Annotated in this window: 20 protein-coding genes; 5 read left to right on the top strand and 15 right to left on the bottom strand. The window is 41.8% G+C overall.

Annotated features, from left to right (window positions below; all coding sequences use genetic code 11):
* The first annotated feature begins 1 nt into the window (after position 1).
* Genes H150_RS0104090 through H150_RS0104080 form a run of 3 tightly spaced genes read left to right on the top strand, consistent with a single transcriptional unit; the run spans position 2 to position 2351 of the window.
* A complete protein-coding gene (locus H150_RS0104090; RefSeq protein WP_155970396.1) occupies positions 2-310 on the top strand; it encodes a hypothetical protein in 309 nt (102 codons plus the stop codon).
* Complete coding sequence (locus tag H150_RS14700; RefSeq protein ID WP_019957780.1) at positions 303-2102, top strand: hypothetical protein; 1800 nt, start codon at positions 303-305, stop codon at positions 2100-2102. The genes H150_RS0104090 and H150_RS14700 overlap by 8 nt, the downstream gene beginning before the upstream one ends.
* Before the next feature lie 21 nt (positions 2103-2123).
* Positions 2124-2351, top strand: a complete 228-nt coding sequence (locus tag H150_RS0104080) for a hypothetical protein (RefSeq protein WP_019957779.1) — start codon at positions 2124-2126, stop codon at positions 2349-2351.
* On the opposite strand, the gene H150_RS0104075 is transcribed toward H150_RS0104080, so the two are convergent.
* From H150_RS0104075 to H150_RS0104065, 3 genes are read right to left on the bottom strand one after another with little or no spacing between them, the layout of a single operon-like run.
* Positions 2348-2737: a hypothetical protein gene (locus tag H150_RS0104075; protein WP_019957778.1), complete on the bottom strand. Its 390-nt coding sequence runs from the start codon at positions 2735-2737 to the stop codon at positions 2348-2350. The two genes, H150_RS0104080 and H150_RS0104075, sit on opposite strands and share 4 nt — an antisense overlap.
* Positions 2737-3003, bottom strand: a complete 267-nt coding sequence (locus H150_RS0104070; protein ID WP_019957777.1) for a hypothetical protein — start codon at positions 3001-3003, stop codon at positions 2737-2739. Before H150_RS0104070 ends, H150_RS0104075 begins: the two co-directional genes overlap by 1 nt.
* A 20-nt stretch (positions 3004-3023) precedes the next feature.
* Complete coding sequence (locus H150_RS0104065) at positions 3024-3917, bottom strand: LAPAL motif-containing putative phage structural protein (RefSeq protein ID WP_019957776.1); 894 nt, start codon at positions 3915-3917, stop codon at positions 3024-3026.
* A 123-nt stretch (positions 3918-4040) separates the two neighbouring features.
* Here H150_RS0104065 and H150_RS0104060 point away from each other — a divergent pair, with 123 nt between their 5' ends.
* Positions 4041-4757, top strand: coding sequence for a DUF7168 domain-containing protein (locus tag H150_RS0104060; RefSeq protein ID WP_019957775.1), 717 nt, complete (start codon positions 4041-4043; stop codon positions 4755-4757).
* Positions 4758-6395: 1638 nt separating this feature from the next.
* Here the strand turns inward: H150_RS0104060 and H150_RS0104055 are convergent.
* The 7 genes from H150_RS0104055 to H150_RS0104025 all read right to left on the bottom strand — a co-directional run bounded on the left by H150_RS0104055 (position 6396) and on the right by H150_RS0104025 (position 10756).
* A complete protein-coding gene (locus H150_RS0104055; protein WP_019957774.1) occupies positions 6396-8183 on the bottom strand; it encodes a DUF927 domain-containing protein in 1788 nt (595 codons plus the stop codon).
* Complete coding sequence (locus tag H150_RS0104050; RefSeq protein ID WP_019957773.1) at positions 8180-9223, bottom strand: DUF7146 domain-containing protein; 1044 nt, start codon at positions 9221-9223, stop codon at positions 8180-8182. Before H150_RS0104050 ends, H150_RS0104055 begins: the two co-directional genes overlap by 4 nt.
* Positions 9224-9271: 48 nt before the next feature.
* Positions 9272-9526, bottom strand: a complete 255-nt coding sequence (locus H150_RS0104045; RefSeq protein ID WP_019957772.1) for a hypothetical protein — start codon at positions 9524-9526, stop codon at positions 9272-9274.
* A gap of 99 nt (positions 9527-9625) precedes the next feature.
* On the bottom strand, positions 9626-9985 hold the full coding sequence (locus H150_RS0104040; protein WP_019957771.1) for a hypothetical protein: 360 nt from the start codon (positions 9983-9985) through the stop codon (positions 9626-9628).
* Positions 9986-9987: 2 nt separating this feature from the next.
* Positions 9988-10197 carry a hypothetical protein gene (locus tag H150_RS0104035; RefSeq protein ID WP_019957770.1) on the bottom strand — a complete coding sequence of 70 codons (210 nt, stop codon included), beginning with the start codon at positions 10195-10197 and terminating at the stop codon, positions 9988-9990.
* Positions 10194-10568, bottom strand: coding sequence for a MazG-like family protein (locus H150_RS0104030; protein ID WP_019957769.1), 375 nt, complete (start codon positions 10566-10568; stop codon positions 10194-10196). The genes H150_RS0104035 and H150_RS0104030 overlap by 4 nt, the downstream gene beginning before the upstream one ends.
* Entirely contained in the window at positions 10565-10756 is a 192-nt protein-coding gene (locus H150_RS0104025) for a hypothetical protein (RefSeq protein ID WP_019957768.1), read from the bottom strand. The genes H150_RS0104030 and H150_RS0104025 overlap by 4 nt, the downstream gene beginning before the upstream one ends.
* A 71-nt stretch (positions 10757-10827) precedes the next feature.
* Between H150_RS0104025 and H150_RS0104020 the strand changes: the two genes are divergently transcribed.
* A complete protein-coding gene (locus H150_RS0104020) occupies positions 10828-11037 on the top strand; it encodes a hypothetical protein (protein WP_019957767.1) in 210 nt (69 codons plus the stop codon).
* Between the two features lie 44 nt (positions 11038-11081).
* Here H150_RS0104020 and H150_RS0104015 read toward each other — a convergent pair whose 3' ends face one another.
* From H150_RS0104015 to H150_RS0103990, 5 genes are all read right to left on the bottom strand, one after another.
* Positions 11082-11525 carry a Mor transcription activator family protein gene (locus H150_RS0104015; protein WP_019957766.1) on the bottom strand — a complete coding sequence of 148 codons (444 nt, stop codon included), beginning with the start codon at positions 11523-11525 and terminating at the stop codon, positions 11082-11084.
* A 34-nt stretch (positions 11526-11559) separates the two neighbouring features.
* Positions 11560-12003 (bottom strand): hypothetical protein, encoded by a 444-nt coding sequence (locus H150_RS0104010; RefSeq protein ID WP_019957765.1) that lies wholly within the window; start codon positions 12001-12003, stop codon positions 11560-11562.
* A complete protein-coding gene (locus H150_RS13675) occupies positions 12000-12500 on the bottom strand; it encodes a host-nuclease inhibitor Gam family protein (RefSeq protein WP_019957764.1) in 501 nt (166 codons plus the stop codon). Before H150_RS13675 ends, H150_RS0104010 begins: the two co-directional genes overlap by 4 nt.
* A gap of 15 nt (positions 12501-12515) precedes the next feature.
* Positions 12516-12737: a helix-turn-helix transcriptional regulator gene (locus tag H150_RS14945; protein ID WP_019957763.1), complete on the bottom strand. Its 222-nt coding sequence runs from the start codon at positions 12735-12737 to the stop codon at positions 12516-12518.
* A gap of 728 nt (positions 12738-13465) precedes the next feature.
* Positions 13466-14686 carry a tyrosine-type recombinase/integrase gene (locus H150_RS0103990; RefSeq protein ID WP_019957761.1) on the bottom strand — a complete coding sequence of 407 codons (1221 nt, stop codon included), beginning with the start codon at positions 14684-14686 and terminating at the stop codon, positions 13466-13468.
* Positions 14687-14798: the final 112 nt, after the last annotated feature.

Below are 14798 nucleotides of genomic sequence, written 5' to 3'. Positions count from 1 at the left end.
AATGAAACAATATATAGGATTACTTGGAATAAAACGGAGATTTTATGCTGGTGATGGATTCATAGGTGGTCAGTCACCAGGTTTGCTCACCGTAGCAGGCATACCAAATAAACGCCAAATTTTTCTTTACATTCGTGAAGCCAAAAAGGCCCCTTATTTGATTGATGCTGTTTGGTCCAATGATGATGGCACTTATGCCTTTGATATGCTCGATCGCAATCAAAAATACTTGATGATGGCCGTAGACCATGAGGCGCAATATGAGCCTGTAACATGGGACCACATCACGCCTGCCAATCGCAATGAATAGCTTTGATAATAAAGCGGTATTGCCATTGCCGCTATCCAAACGCATCCAAGAGCGTCAAAGCCAGCAATTGCCTTTGGCATTCTTACGCCGTTTGGGTGAAATTGAAGATGGTCCAGTGGCTAGATTGCCCATCCCTGCGGCAGATTGGATATTTCAAACCCAAGCAGGTCGGCATTTGGTCAAAGACCATAGCGGTAAAAGCCATGGTGCTGCTATTAAAACAGACTTTCAATCAGTCAATGTGCAAATGGTGGATGTCAGTGGCTTGTATGCAGCCAATGTACAAATTATGCACCGTTACTGGCATCAACTGGCTGATAAAAGTAGTGTGTTTACAAGGGTGGAGCAATGTTTTGAATGGGTCACGAACCAAACCCCTTTACTAATAACACAGCAATATCAGCGAAACAGCCCTGTAACACTGTTTACCAATATGGGTGTAAGCAGCATTAAACCTGTCTATTTTTTAAGTCACTTTAATGCCAGTTTAAACCACCGTGTTTGGATGCGGCAAAGCAGTGTACTCAGCACGGTCACACCCGCAACACAGATAAAACATTGTCAAAAAGCCATTACCAACCAAGCTAGAGTCGTGCCGCTTCAATTTTATCCGGTACCACTAAAACCCACCACCAAACCATGTGATTGTCCGTGTGGCAAGCGTCCGAATGCGAAGCGGTTGCCATTGGCTTTTGAGGCAATCAGCGTCAAGCATGACGCATCGATGCTGCCTTTGACTTTCGCTTGTAAGCGTCGTGATTTCATCCCTATTTTGAAGAGTTATACCATGGTAAACACCATTACAGCCTCAGTAGATGGTACCAATATCCAAGTCTTAAATGCTTCTTTGAAGACAGACATGGATGGTTTTTGTTGGCAAGGCAGTATCAGCTTGTATGTGGATGATTTTGCCATCATCAATATGGATAGGCGTGAACGCGGCAATGAAGCCAAAATCACCCTCAATATTAACGGTGAAAGCTTTGTTTTCTTGGCTGAAGACTATTCTGACAACCGAGAGTTTGGCCAAAAAACTTACACGGTTACAGGACGCAGTGAAGCTGCCAAATTAGGCAACGATTATGCACGTACTCGCAGTGGTACCATCACATCCGATTTGTATGCCCGTCAAATTGCCGATGCACAAATAGAATTTTTACCATTCACACTTGAATGGAATATGGTCGATTGGTTGGTACCAAGTAACAGTTACAGCCTCACTGACAAAACCCCAATGGACGCATTGATGGACATTGCTCAAGCAGCAGGTGGCTTTGTGCATGCTGATGCCAATAGCTCACAAATCCATATCCGACCACGCTTTAAAGTGCCTGCTTGGGAGTTACAGGACACCACTGCCGATGTCATCATTCCTGCCAGTGTGATTGTGTCCATCAGTGGTCAAAAACGGGTGAATAAACGCTGTAACAGCATTTATGTGTGGTCTGAACATGAAAGTGGCAAAGGCGCAGACGTTTACCGTGATGGCAGCGACAGAGGCTTGCGTGCTGCCGCTCAAGTACATGCTTTGTACACTGACATTGCCGTACATCAAGCCATAGGCATCACCAAACTCTCTGAAACAGGTATCCATAAAATAGAAACAGTCAAACTGCCTTACCACCCAAGCTATGCCATTCCTCGAGCCAATTTAGGTGAAATTTGGCAATTTAACGAACCCAATGGTTATTGGAAAGGCATTGTGACTGGCATCGACATCAGTGTGGCCAATAATTTAGGTGCCATTGAACTATGGCAGACCTTAACCATTGATCGTTACATGGATGTTTAAACACGTTTAAAAGGCTTTTAAATGAATATCAAATCGGTATTTGAATCCTTGTTTGAGGCTGAACAGCTCTCAGTGGCTCGCATCAGCACCCAAATCAGCGTTGGCACTTACCAAGCCACCACGCAAAACGGGCACCCTGTCATTCTGACAGGCAATGCCCAAGTGAACCAAATGGTATTTTATGACATGAGAACGGGAAAGATTACAGGCCAAGCGCCTGATGTGGATGTGGTGGATTTGCCTGTTTAAGAGGTTTTTTTAAAGGACTCAACAGTAGTATTTTTTTTGCCAATTTTAGCTTTCGCAATAGCAATCTCGTTTAATTCATTTCTTAATTCTTTTTTAGTCTTACTAGTAAGGAGCTTAGGGTTTTTTTCTAGAGTCTCTAAAATTGTTTTTTCACGTTGTTCGAATATAGATAAGGCTTGGAGTTCTTCTAATGTAAATGTTGCGCATTTTGAAACAGCCCAAGCTATAGCAAAGCTTATTAAAATTGATATAGGCCCTAGTAAAGCACTAATAATTTTTTTTGCTACAGGATGACTTTCTAATGTTGCTTCAACAATGACTGCTCCTATACCAGATATTGTGGTAGATACTACCATTGGATTTTCTAATAATTTTTTTATATCCATCAATCTGTATCCTTATCACTACTATCAGGACTATGATTGAATATGATTGGCTCATTTACATCGACTTTTAAGATAGTAGTACTCACGAGTTTGCCATCATGAAAATGTTTAATCACAAGATTTTTTTTTGGCTTAAAAAAGCGTGCAATAACCCTCGTTGTCAGAATTTCTGACAAGCGATAAATGGTCGGAGAAATCATTATTAACCCAAGTAATAACCACCAACCATTTAAGTTTGAGCTAGACAAACTTTGTAAAATATCCATATTATTTTATTTCAAATCTGTTATTTTTCTATTTCCTGAACATGAACTACTTTGTACTTAACATTTTTTTCAGCTATTCCATCAATATGAGTAGTTTTTTCTATTGTAATCTTAAATAAATCATCTTTTTTAAAAGCTTTTTCTCTTGAACTGATCAATTTTAAAAAATATGTATCTTCAATAGATACATTAACACTTTGACCATTTAATGTAACTCTCCAACCGTATTTACCTTTAAAATCAACCCTATCAAAAGGAGAAATTATTTCAAAAGTTTCTTTGATAGGTTGAGTTATTACTGTTTTTACTTTACTGATTATTTCAATATCACTGTTGTTAAATTTAACAATATCAATATTTTTTTGATCGGATGAAATTGGTAAGATGGTGAAGGATGCCATAGGCCTATGGTTTAAAGGTTGGGACACTATTTGTTTAATATTACTACGAATAACTGGTGATAGTGCTAATTGTGCTACATCATTATCTAATTTTACTACTTCACCATTGGCCAATTTGATATCTGTCTGTTTTTGGTTACTCTGAGTATGAATTTCTATAATTTCTTCGTTATTAATTTTTTTTAAAGCAGAAAATACACCACGCCCTATTGGCGCACCGACTGCCATAATTTGTAAAGCGGTAAGAACTCTTTCAGCATTAATCGGATTTAATACTTCTAAAATAAATTCGACTAGAAGTGAACCAGGTTGAGCTGGAGCAGAAACATATAAATGCATACTATTTGAATTGCCATGAATAATTTCATCCGCTTTTTCAATCAATATAGCCATACTTTCAATAGATTTACCTAAAGTCTTGGCATCTATGCGATGTACGTTTAAATCTCTATCACTAGCATCGTAGGAAATAGCAAAGGTATATTTTTCAGTTTCAAACAGTTCGGTGGTCATGAGTATATTTAGTGGCTTGAATTAAAAACTGCTATGTTAACGACATATTATGCAATTGCGTTATTTTTTATCAAAAATACTCGTTTTATAATAAAAAATATTACAAAAAGGGAAATTGGTTAAATGGACAAGCAAAAAGTACTCTCCAAAATCAAAAAATGTTTAGCATTGTCCAAATCATCAAATGAACATGAAGCGGCACAAGCTTTGAAGCAAGCGCAGGCCTTAATGCGGGACTTTGAGCTGACAGAGCATGATGTTGATTGTTTTCAAATAAATGAGCAACACAAGCCATTTACATATAGACCAAGTCCTTGGCAAGCCTTATTGGTGCAAATGTGTGGCAAGGCTTTTGGATGTCGTTATTACATTGATAAGGCTTGGTGTTTCAAGACACATCAAGCTAAATCTAAGGTTCATTTTGTAGGCTTAGGAGAGCGTCCTGAACTGGCCACATATGCATTTGATGTCTTATCACGCCAATTGCGTGCCGCACGTAGCGAGTACAAAAATACTGCATTAAAGCGTGTTCGTGTTCAAAAAAATCTGATGTATCGGCTTGATGAATTCAGCTTGGGTTGGGTACAAGGCGTTAATCACTTGATTACAAGCTTTGCAGGTACAGTAGAAGAGCAAGAAACGCTTGATTTATATATGAAACAGAAATATCCAAACCTCAAATCTAAAGCACCAACAACCAAAAACGCCACCACTCAAATTAAAGAGCAAGCAGAACGTGATTTTTATAATGGTTTAAGCGAGGGTGAAGGTGCTCAATTGCATCAGGCCGTACAAGGTGCAAAGCAACAGCCATTACAGCGTTTGTGCAATATGGATTAAATGGCCATTAAAAGCGATTTAAAAGTTGAATATTGGTGAAGGTATTTGGGTAATAATAGTGCTGATTTGGAGTAATCATTTTGTCACAAGGCTAGATTTTAGAGTGACAAAACGATTACACTAAGTGTGACAAGACGTTTTTCCGTTTACAGTCACAAGGCTAGATTTTAGAGTGACAAAACGATTACACTAAGTGTGACAAGACGTTTTTCCGTTTACATAAAAAAATTAAAATTGCTGATGCAAAACCTGATGCAAATTTGATGCAACCGAATAACAAAAGAGAACAAATTAAAACAAAAAATACCTAAAATGGCATTAATTTCAGAGATTGCCTAAACATCTGATTTATTGATTATACTATTGATTTTAAAAGATAAAACAAAAATGCACTCAGTTTTAAGTGAGTGCATTTTTAAGTTTTTGGTGCGATGGAGAGGCACGAATTAAGCATTAAAAGCATTGATATACATATGTTTTAATATTTCTTAAATTTAAAGCACCAACAAAAGCACCAACATTTTTTTATTGTCACTGTATTTTTGTGGCTTTTACGTCATTTTTCCAGTGTTTGGATTGTGCCAGTGTGGTGGTGTTTTGGTCAATGACTGGCGGTAGTGCAATGCCATTGTAGGGACTATTTCCAGCCACAAGAGGCGTTTTACTGGCTCAAGGGTACTTTGCCATTGTTTTACCTTAAATCGCCTGTATGCGGCTTATTTCGTCCATGGCTTAAGTGTCCTGTAAACATTCCAGCATGGTGCTGTTTTGGTCGGTGCTATCTCTTGCCAGTTGGTCAAATCAATGGCGGTCAATTTTACAATGATGTGCATATGTGTAAAAAAGTGGTGGTTACAGTGGTTACAGTGGTTACACCACGCTGAAAGCCTTGCCAGTAAAGGATTTAGCTGTAACCACTGATTTTAATTTAGTGGTTACATTTTCAGTTTAGTGGTTACACTTGGCTTAAACGTACCCACTGTGTACCCACACTGTACCCACTTATTCAGTCAATGAAAAAATAATACCTATCTTCAATATATTGATATATATGGATATTTATTATTATTTGTTAAGGTGTACCCACTGTACCCAGTGTACCCACCACTTTTTACGCATGTGTAACATTATTTAACGGCAAACAGTAGACAACAAAAAACCGCCCATTGTGGACGGTTGATTGTTTTGGCTATGTCAGCATGGTGCTGTTTTGATCGGTGCTATCTCTTGCCAGTGGGTCGAATCAATGGCGGTCAATTTTACAATGATGTGCATATGTGTAAAAAAGTGGTGGGTACACTGGGTACAGTGGGTACACCATGCTGTAAGCCTTACCAGTAAAGGATTTAGGTGTACCCACTCATTTTAATTTAGTGGGTACACTTTCATTTTAGTGGGTACATTTACCAAACTTGTAACCACTGTGTAACCACTGTGTAACCACTGTGTAACCACTCATACAGTCATCAGAAAAATAATACAAATCACTAAACAATTGATACATATTGATATTATTTATTATTTGGTAATGTGTAACCACTGTAACCACTGTAACCACCACTTTTTACGCATATGTAGGATTGATTGACGGCAAACAGTCGGCAATAAAAAACCGCCCATTGTGGACGGTTGCTTGTTTTATTCTTCATGGTCGGGCGGTACAGAACCCAAAAATACAAAGTAACGCTTCACTTCGCCATTAAATCTTTTAAGCGTTGTTTTATGTTTTCCTTTTGGCACAATCAGCCAGCCTATGCCGTCCAGTACAGTTACCACCTTGTGGCGGTCAAAGTCTTGGCTGATTTCAGCATCAAATACACCTGTTAAAACGTAATACATGGGGGCTTGTTCGCCTCGTTCCTCTCTTAAGCCAGCAAAATTAGGCGGTGTATGTTCGTGGCTGCTGGCTTTGTTCAGTGATACAAAACGATTGTATGCCGCTTGCTCAAAAAACACGGTTGCTTGCTCTATGATGCGCTTTTCTTCATAGTTGCCTGTGCCACTTCTTACAATCCAATCGTTTAAACACTGTTTAATGCTTTGCATGGCATCATCATGGTTCATGGGCAATAGTTTGGCATCAATCGCCAGCATCAAGGTAGCTGCCACCAATGCAAAGCGGTTTGCAATGCGCCCAGCTTGATTACCCATGTTTGGCAGTGTGGCTTTGAATGTGTCGGTATATTGCCTGGCTAATTCGGTCACAAGGTCGCTATGCTGCAAAATGTACTCAACAAACGCCACGCCAGCACCGCCATAATTGTGCAATACGGCATCATTCAAGTGTTCCGCCATGTCTTTGCCAGTGCCAAAGCTGTGCAAGGTATCAAACACGCCCAAGCCTTTGCCAGCATTGGCAGGAATGGACGGTAAACGGGTTTCCTGTCCAGCTTGCCATTGAAAACGCCCGTTGCGCTCTACATAGCCGCTTATGCTCTTTTCACCTGTGGAAAACACCAACACACGCCATTTTTTAACAGCTCTATTGCCGCCGTCCTTGTTGCCTTGTGCCTTGCCTGTACCATTTAGGACGCTGTAAGCCATCGAATAAACCGCCTGTGGGCTGGCTTCGCCTATTTCGTCCAACATCATGAAATTGTCGTTGCGGCTATTGGCTATGTTGGTAAAGGCATAACCTGTACCGTTCCAAGATACCTTTGCATCATTCGGATTTGCCCAAATGGATAACGCCACCTTTGCGGCTGTGGTTTTACCGTCCGAGCTATCACCAAAGATATGAAAGCCGCCACTTTCAAGCCCAAGCAATTGCAGCAATGGGGCTGCCAATGCTGTACCCACTGCCAAACACAAACGACTATTGCCTGTTACATATTGACCAATGGCATCATTCCAGCTTTGTAACGTGCCTTTGGTCGCAAATGCCGCCGCTTGGCTCTTGTCACCGTTGTAAATCACCTTGAGGCTGTCCAGTGGTGTAATGACTTCGCCGCTTGGCAAAATATAGGCTTTGCCGTCATGATGCCAGCCGCCCTTGTCAGTGATTGCATGGCTTACCTTTAAGGCTTCCTTTTGGATGTGGTCGGCTAACTTTTCACGGCTACTTTTTTGTGAATAAATCATTACGCCATTGCTTTGTAAGACTTTCCAGCCTTGCCCTGTGCCTACATCCCCTAAAGGCAAAACAATGGTTTTAGATGGGCTGCCATAGTGTCGGGGACGTTCCAAAACAGCGTAATGATTGCCGTGTTCATCCAAGCCACCACCCAAGTGTTCAAAGCTGCTAGACAGTGGCATACGCTTTTCTTGTACTTCGCCTGTGTCCTTGTCTTGCTGTCTTGTGACATAAAACACGCCGCTTTTGGTGTTGTCTATGTATGGCTTTAAGTCATTGGCTGGCTGTTTTTCAATGTCAATGACACCTTGCAAAGCCTCTGCCACAAAGTCATGTTCTAAGTGTTCGCTCATTGCTGTGCCTCTTGTAATTTCTTCACCGTGTCCAGCATGTCCAATACATCCATGCCATTAATGCCGCTTTCCCACAATCGCACCTTGATACCTTGCCTTAATGCTCGCTTTTGTAATTCTCTTGCTGCCTTAATGCCTGTTTGATTGGCATCAGTATCAGCAAAAATAAAAAGCTCCTTTACCGTGTCAGGTATTGCCATGCTTGCCATACCATTGGCAGCCCCACACGCCCACACGGGTAATTTGGTCAATTGGTACACGGCGGTGGCGTTTTCGATACCCTCACACACTGCCAGCCTGTTATCGGCTGGGGTCAAGTGAATGGCTGCTCCTTTGTTGCTGCCTGAAAACCTTGCCATCATCTTTTTAGGGTTTAACAAGCGTCCTGTAAAAAATGGATTAGGCATGTTTAACTTGGCGGTATGATCGCTGTTTAGGTAAGTACGGTGTAAGCCCGTTAATTGACCGTCCACGCTCTCAAACTTGGCAACAATGGCAGGGAATTGCCCAATAAAATGGTTTTGCCCGTTTTGGTCACTTTCCCAATAGTCCAATGCCTCTACAAAGCCCAAATTGCCCAATGCTGGCGCAATGGCAGCCACATCCAAGCCACGCCCTTGTAAGTAGGTTTTAATACCTGTGTGGTGTTGGTTTGCCTCTGCCTTAGCCCATAAACGGCATAAGCTGGCTAAATGGTCTTTTTGGGGCTGCTGTGGTGGCTGTGGTGGCGTTTTGCGTTCGGGCAATGGGTTTGCCTCAGTCATGCCCAAAACGCCAGCAACAAGGCGCATAGCCTCTTTAATATCGCAACCATAAACATGCTGCACCAATGCAAAGCCATCACCGCCCAAACCGTCCATATGGCTACAAATGAATGTGCCTTTTCCTTGCTTATCATCGAAGCGAAAACGGTCTTTGCCACCGCAAGCTGGGCAAGGCTGGTGCTTGTTGGTCAATGATTGGGCTGGTACGCCCAAAGCGGTTAAAACGTAATGCCATTGCCCTATGGCATGGTGCGCTATGTCTTTAAAATCAATCATCTTGATTCCAATCAGTGAATAAAGCCGCACAAAGGCGGCTTGTGGTGCTTATTTGTTCGGATTTGTCATGTTTGCAATGACTTGCTGGCTGTAACGTGTATGTCCTGTGTAGGTAAAGACAATGCCATGCGAGCCACGAGAATCAAAAACATCCACTAAACCCAATGCCAAAGCCTCTACAATCACCTCCTTGACATGGCGCAATTGGCTGTATGGTTTGCCGTGTATGGCATCTGTTTGCACCGCATCAAGAAACGGCATTAAGCGTTCAGGAATGGCATTGTTGTCATGTTCGTTTTGCATCTGTAATGCTCCTTTGCCCAAAAAAAGGCTACAACAATCCAGCCTATGCCGTTTTAAGGCATTGGCTAGTTGATTTGATAAAGGGAATTTAAGGCGGTGTTATGCCGCTTGTGTGGTGCTGGCGTTAGGCTTTGGCGTTCGCTTCACTTGCGTTACATGGCTTAAGGTTTCGCCAATGGTTGCCATTTGTTGCATCATTTTGGCAGTCAAAAGCAAAGCACTGGCACAGCCTTGACTGGGTACGGATTCTGCCACTTGCTCAGTGGCGAAAGCCTCCGCCATTGCGCCCCAAGTGAACAAGGTAGCCTGTACCTGATTTTGCAAATTAACGGCATCATCAAAAGACAATTCACCTTGTTTTTGACGTTGCTCAAGCGTGGTGCTGGCAATGCTTAAAAACGTGCTTAAGCCATCAAAATGCAATTCATAGCTGTGTTGTTTGATTTGATTTTCTTGCATGATTATTCCCCTTGTTGCGGCTGTTGCGGCTGGTTTTGTGGCTCATTGAATGAAACAGACTTTTTCAACACTTGCCCTTGATGGGCTTGGCTTGGATAAGGGCTGTTTTTATAAGCCACTTGCATACATTCAGCAAGCAAAAAGGCGGTAATAAAGGCAAGAATAAAGCTGGTAGCTTTGATGGTTTGCACTGAGGCGGTGGCGTATCTCATGCCTCACCTCCTTGACCATTTTCCAATGTGTTCGGATATGTGAGGCGTACCGCAAAAGCTGGCGGTAAATCAGCCTCTTTTACAAAAACGCCATCTATCATGCGTCCTTTGCGGTCTTTGATTTCGTTGTAAGCGTCCTGTAAACACGCCACCACATCTAAGCCGTTTTGGGCTGCCAAGATGGTTAAAACCACCATACAGTCACCAATTGAATCGCTGATTACATCAGGCTTTTGCTTGGCAATGCCGCCAGCCAGTTCGCCTAATTCTTCGGTCAGTTTTGCCAATTGGCGGAATGAGTCGCTGCCAGCAATCAAATTGCGCTCATGCGCCCATGCTTCAACCGATACAAACAAATGAGAGGCGTTCATGCTTGGCTTCCTTGTGCAATACGGGAAACCGTCCAGCCTGTTGCTGTTTGTTCAATCAAAAAGCGGTAAAAATCACTGTTGCGTGTTGTGAGGTTGTCCACCATGTCGCAAGCCTCTTCAAAAGTTTTGAAGCTGCGTAACTTGTGGGCATAGATGGGGCGTGTAAACGCCTTGCGGATTTTGGTCATGATAGTGCCTTTTTCTGTTCGGTCTATAAAGACCACCCTTTACGCTGTCAATCGTTGGGGGTGGTAGACAAATGGCAGGGTTGACAGACTGGGACAAACAGAAACCCAGCAAGCCTTACGGCTTCCCTACCACTGTCCACCATAAAAAAGGCGCACCTGTGGCGTGGTATGCAGACGTAAAAATGCCGCTTTTAGGCGGCTTGTCTGCCTGTTTGTGTTTTCAGCCTGTCAAAGCTGGTCGGTGGATTGACACCAACGCTGCCATAATGCCGATTGTTTAAAATGCTGTCAATAGTGTTTAAAAGCGTTTAAAGCGGTTTTGCCATTAACAGGATGTTTTTTTTAAAATGCGGTAAATCGTCCGTGTGTTTAATTGGTGTTTTAAACTCAGTTCTCGCACCGCTTCGGGGTCGGGTAATTGCTTTGTCAATGCATTGTATTGGCGCACAATTTCAACGTTTCTGAAATGCAAGACGGCTGCTTTGCATTTTGGGATATAAATCTTTCTTGATGCCCAAAACGCATTTACCAATATTTCAGCATTTTTATTACCGATAACATCGCCAATTTTTTGGTTATTGGCTCGTGATGACTTTGTGAAGCCTTGATAAATGGGTAAAAAAGCACCGCCATAAGCCTTAATTAATTTTAAGGTTTCATCAATGCCAATCAATGCCACAAATTCATGAAAAGCATCAGGCAACATATGCTTGACAATTTCATATTCTTTTCTGATTAGTGCAGCTTTTTTTTTCTCTATATCAGCCATTTTTATTCACTTGTCATAAATAAAATTAAATGAATTACAACGCATGGTGCTTTAACAAAATTTTCCGAACCCTCTGGACGTTTAAACGGTATTCAGTTGATAAAATATCAATGGCAGCCATATTGGTCATAGGCATATCTTTGTTGGTCAATTCTTTGTAACGCTTGACCATTTGCAAATCACGCAAATACAAAGCACCGTTCTTAAGCGATGGAAAGCTGATTTTTCGCTGTTTGTAATATGGCTCAAACAACAAAGTCACTTTTTCAGCCCCAATCAATGCTTCAATTGCTTGGCGTTCTTTGGTCTTGCTTTTGGTCACTTGAATCACGCATCCTTGATAACGCTCCGCCAGTTTAAAAGCAGCATCTAAGCCAATTAAAGCCGTGATTTTGTGGAATGAATCAGGCAAAACATGCTTGATTGTTTCATATACCGCCTGATATTCGGTAATGGGTAAATGGGCGTTTTGGCTCATGCCTTGACCTCCGTATCAATCGCCATGACTTCGCTACCTTGCACAATCTCAATGCCAGCAATAGGACGCTTTTGTAATGCCTCTGCCTCTGCCATGATTGCGGTCTTGTTCAATTCTGTTTTGGTGCGTAAAAAGCGGCTTAAACGGCGTTTTTTCAGGTCGTCCATGATGGTATCAAGGTCGCCTGTCACTTTCACACTAGACGGTGTTTTGCGCCATTTGATTGCCCCATTGACCATAGCAATGCTTTTGCTTTTGCCGCCGTTGGTCAATTCGTCACGGTGGTGGCTGGCATACATGGCAATTTGGCTGCGTAGGCTGGCAATGTGTTGGGCAATTGGGGCGGTGGCTTGTTGGTGCTTTTCTTGTAACGCCAGTTGCTTGGCAGTGGTTTTGCTGCTTAGGTTTGCCAGTTGTTTTTCAGCATTGATCAATTCAGCAAAAGCGGCTTCAAAGTCTGCCTTATTGGTCAAGGTGTTGGTGCTTTGTGCTTGCATGTTTCTACTCTCTGTCTATTGGCTTGCTTGGCGTTTACTTGCCAAATGGTTGATGTAGGTTTCAATTTCAGATTCCAGCCATGCGGTTACATTGGTTGAAACCTTAAACGGCTTTGGAAAGTCAGGGTCATACCGTTTGTTTTTGGGGTTGATTTTGTACCAAATAGCAGTACGACTAATGCACAGCCGCTCTGCTACTTGTTTGGATCTTAATAATTTGTTGCTTGTATTGCTCATGTTTTGCCCTTATTGCTCTGTGTTAAACATTGCCGCCAATGTGCCTAAAAAAATTGGCTGCTGTGCCATGTCGCATGTCAGTACATCGCCTTTTTTTAAAATTGCATAAGAAAAAAAAAGCCGCAAGATGGCGGCTGGGTAATCGTTTTGTCACAAAAAAATGAAGCGTTTTGTTATATTTGGGTAATCGTTTTGTCACAAGTGGCTATTTTTTGTCATAGCGTTTAAATACTGTTTAAAAACTTCCGTATGAGCATTTAATGTTTTTGAGTGATTTTAAAAGGCTTGATGAACTAAACTTGATTTGGGGCGTTTTTAATGGGCTTTTAATTGCCAAAAAAGCACCAACACAGTGAGCAAAAGAAAAAGCCACTAAAAACACAAGTTTTTTTTGTTTTTTTTGCATTTAAAGCGTCTAACTTGAAACTAAATTTGCTAAGTCTTTTGTTTAGTCGCTTGCATATTCTTTTGTTTAATCGGTCTTTTTTTGCTAAGTAACTGGCATTTATTTACTTAAATTAACCAAATTCAAGCCAAAAAAATAAGCATGTGGGGTATGGCTCATTTTATTTGTTGCTCAAAAACACACAAAAGCCACCTGTGCAAAGGCTTTGCGCCTTGCTTGGGTGGCTTTAAATTGGTTTTAAAATGCGGTTTTATGGGTGGAAAATAAGCTTATAACATGGTATTTTGAGCGGATTTTGCTCAACAATGCTTTAAATTGCTCATTATTTTGGGCTTGACTGCTCATTTTTGGCTTGTTCGTAATGGTTTTTCAGCCAATCGGCATACCATTGCATCATATTTGCCCGTTCGTCCATGTACTCAGCCCTATTGTAAGCGGCTCTGATTTTGTTGCCCTCAACATGCGCCAGTTGCCGTTCTATGGCATCAGGATTAAAGCCTTGTTCGTTTAGTAGGCTACTGGCAAGGCTTCTAAACCCGTGTGGCGTGGCAATGCCTTTGTATCCCATTTTATTGATGATGTAACCGAATGTGTTTTCACTGATATAGCTGTCAGGCTTATTTCTATTGGGGAACATATAACGCCCATGCCCTGTGATGGTATGCAATTGCTTTAATATTTTGATTGTCCAATCTGCCAAAGGGATAACATGGGGGCGTGGGCGTTTCATGCGGCTGGCTGGTATGTGCCATTCTTTTTTATTCCAGTCAATTTCTGACCATTCACCGCCTCTTATCTCATGGTTACGGGCAAAACAAAGCATAAGCAACATGATCCCCAGCTTATTGGCTTGATATGCGTCCACTGCAAACAGTCTGCAATAAAACTCGCTTAATTGCTCACGGGGCAAAGCTGGCATATGCTCAACTGGCTTTTGATTGATAAAGCCTTGTAATGGTATGGCTGGATTACTATCAACCAATTCCATTAAAGCGGCATAGTTGAATATTTTCTCTATACGCTGTCTGATTTGGTTTGCCGTTTCTGTTGCCCCACGCTTGGCAATGCTTTCAATGATACGCTTCACATCCTTGACCGTAATTTCATTGACAGGAACATGCCCTATTGTCGGGAATACATCCACTGATAGGCTGTGTAACACTCTTTTGGCGTGGTTTTCTTTCCAGCGTGGTGCTTGTGTTTTGTGCCATTCCAACGCCACCAATTCAAACGTGTGTAAGGCGTTCTGTTTTCTGACAGTCTTTTCTTTTTGTTTTTCGGCTGCTGGGTTCACGCCAGCCGCTAACAGGCTTCTAGCTTGTTGGTGCTGTTGCCTTGCTTCGCTCAAACTTATATCAGGGTATTTGCCAATTCTTAATGATTGCGCTTTGCCATCAAAGCGAAAGTTATACACAAAGTATTTAGTACCGCCACGCTCTTGGCTGGCAACAACAAAAGACAAGCCGCCACCATCGGCAAAGGTTTGTTTTTTATCGGTAGGCTTTGCAAGCCTCAATTGTCTGTCATTTAGATTTAAAGGCATGTCACATCCTTTTTAGTTTGCCTGTTGGTGCTTTTCCTGCCTATTTTGCCATGCACCAACAAAAGCACCAACGAAATTATGTTTATTTTGTTAGACCGCATTAAACAGTATT

The organism is Vitreoscilla stercoraria DSM 513 (assembly GCF_000382305.1).
Taxonomy (GTDB): domain Bacteria; phylum Pseudomonadota; class Gammaproteobacteria; order Burkholderiales; family Neisseriaceae; genus Vitreoscilla; species Vitreoscilla stercoraria.
This window is presented reverse-complemented; position numbering and strand designations above follow the sequence as displayed.

Coding starts and splice junctions, on each gene's coding strand:
- H150_RS0104090 (WP_155970396.1), top strand. CDS start 2: ATGAAACAATATATAGGATTACTTGGAATAAAACGGAGATTTTATGCT.
- H150_RS14700 (WP_019957780.1), top strand. CDS start 303: ATGAATAGCTTTGATAATAAAGCGGTATTGCCATTGCCGCTATCCAAA.
- H150_RS0104080 (WP_019957779.1), top strand. CDS start 2,124: ATGAATATCAAATCGGTATTTGAATCCTTGTTTGAGGCTGAACAGCTC.
- H150_RS0104075 (WP_019957778.1), bottom strand. CDS start 2,737: ATGGATATAAAAAAATTATTAGAAAATCCAATGGTAGTATCTACCACA.
- H150_RS0104070 (WP_019957777.1), bottom strand. CDS start 3,003: ATGGATATTTTACAAAGTTTGTCTAGCTCAAACTTAAATGGTTGGTGG.
- H150_RS0104065 (WP_019957776.1), bottom strand. CDS start 3,917: ATGACCACCGAACTGTTTGAAACTGAAAAATATACCTTTGCTATTTCC.
- H150_RS0104060 (WP_019957775.1), top strand. CDS start 4,041: ATGGACAAGCAAAAAGTACTCTCCAAAATCAAAAAATGTTTAGCATTG.
- H150_RS0104055 (WP_019957774.1), bottom strand. CDS start 8,183: ATGAGCGAACACTTAGAACATGACTTTGTGGCAGAGGCTTTGCAAGGT.
- H150_RS0104050 (WP_019957773.1), bottom strand. CDS start 9,223: ATGATTGATTTTAAAGACATAGCGCACCATGCCATAGGGCAATGGCAT.
- H150_RS0104045 (WP_019957772.1), bottom strand. CDS start 9,526: ATGCAAAACGAACATGACAACAATGCCATTCCTGAACGCTTAATGCCG.
- H150_RS0104040 (WP_019957771.1), bottom strand. CDS start 9,985: ATGCAAGAAAATCAAATCAAACAACACAGCTATGAATTGCATTTTGAT.
- H150_RS0104035 (WP_019957770.1), bottom strand. CDS start 10,197: ATGAGATACGCCACCGCCTCAGTGCAAACCATCAAAGCTACCAGCTTT.
- H150_RS0104030 (WP_019957769.1), bottom strand. CDS start 10,568: ATGAACGCCTCTCATTTGTTTGTATCGGTTGAAGCATGGGCGCATGAG.
- H150_RS0104025 (WP_019957768.1), bottom strand. CDS start 10,756: ATGACCAAAATCCGCAAGGCGTTTACACGCCCCATCTATGCCCACAAG.
- H150_RS0104020 (WP_019957767.1), top strand. CDS start 10,828: ATGGCAGGGTTGACAGACTGGGACAAACAGAAACCCAGCAAGCCTTAC.
- H150_RS0104015 (WP_019957766.1), bottom strand. CDS start 11,525: ATGGCTGATATAGAGAAAAAAAAAGCTGCACTAATCAGAAAAGAATAT.
- H150_RS0104010 (WP_019957765.1), bottom strand. CDS start 12,003: ATGAGCCAAAACGCCCATTTACCCATTACCGAATATCAGGCGGTATAT.
- H150_RS13675 (WP_019957764.1), bottom strand. CDS start 12,500: ATGCAAGCACAAAGCACCAACACCTTGACCAATAAGGCAGACTTTGAA.
- H150_RS14945 (WP_019957763.1), bottom strand. CDS start 12,737: ATGAGCAATACAAGCAACAAATTATTAAGATCCAAACAAGTAGCAGAG.
- H150_RS0103990 (WP_019957761.1), bottom strand. CDS start 14,686: ATGCCTTTAAATCTAAATGACAGACAATTGAGGCTTGCAAAGCCTACC.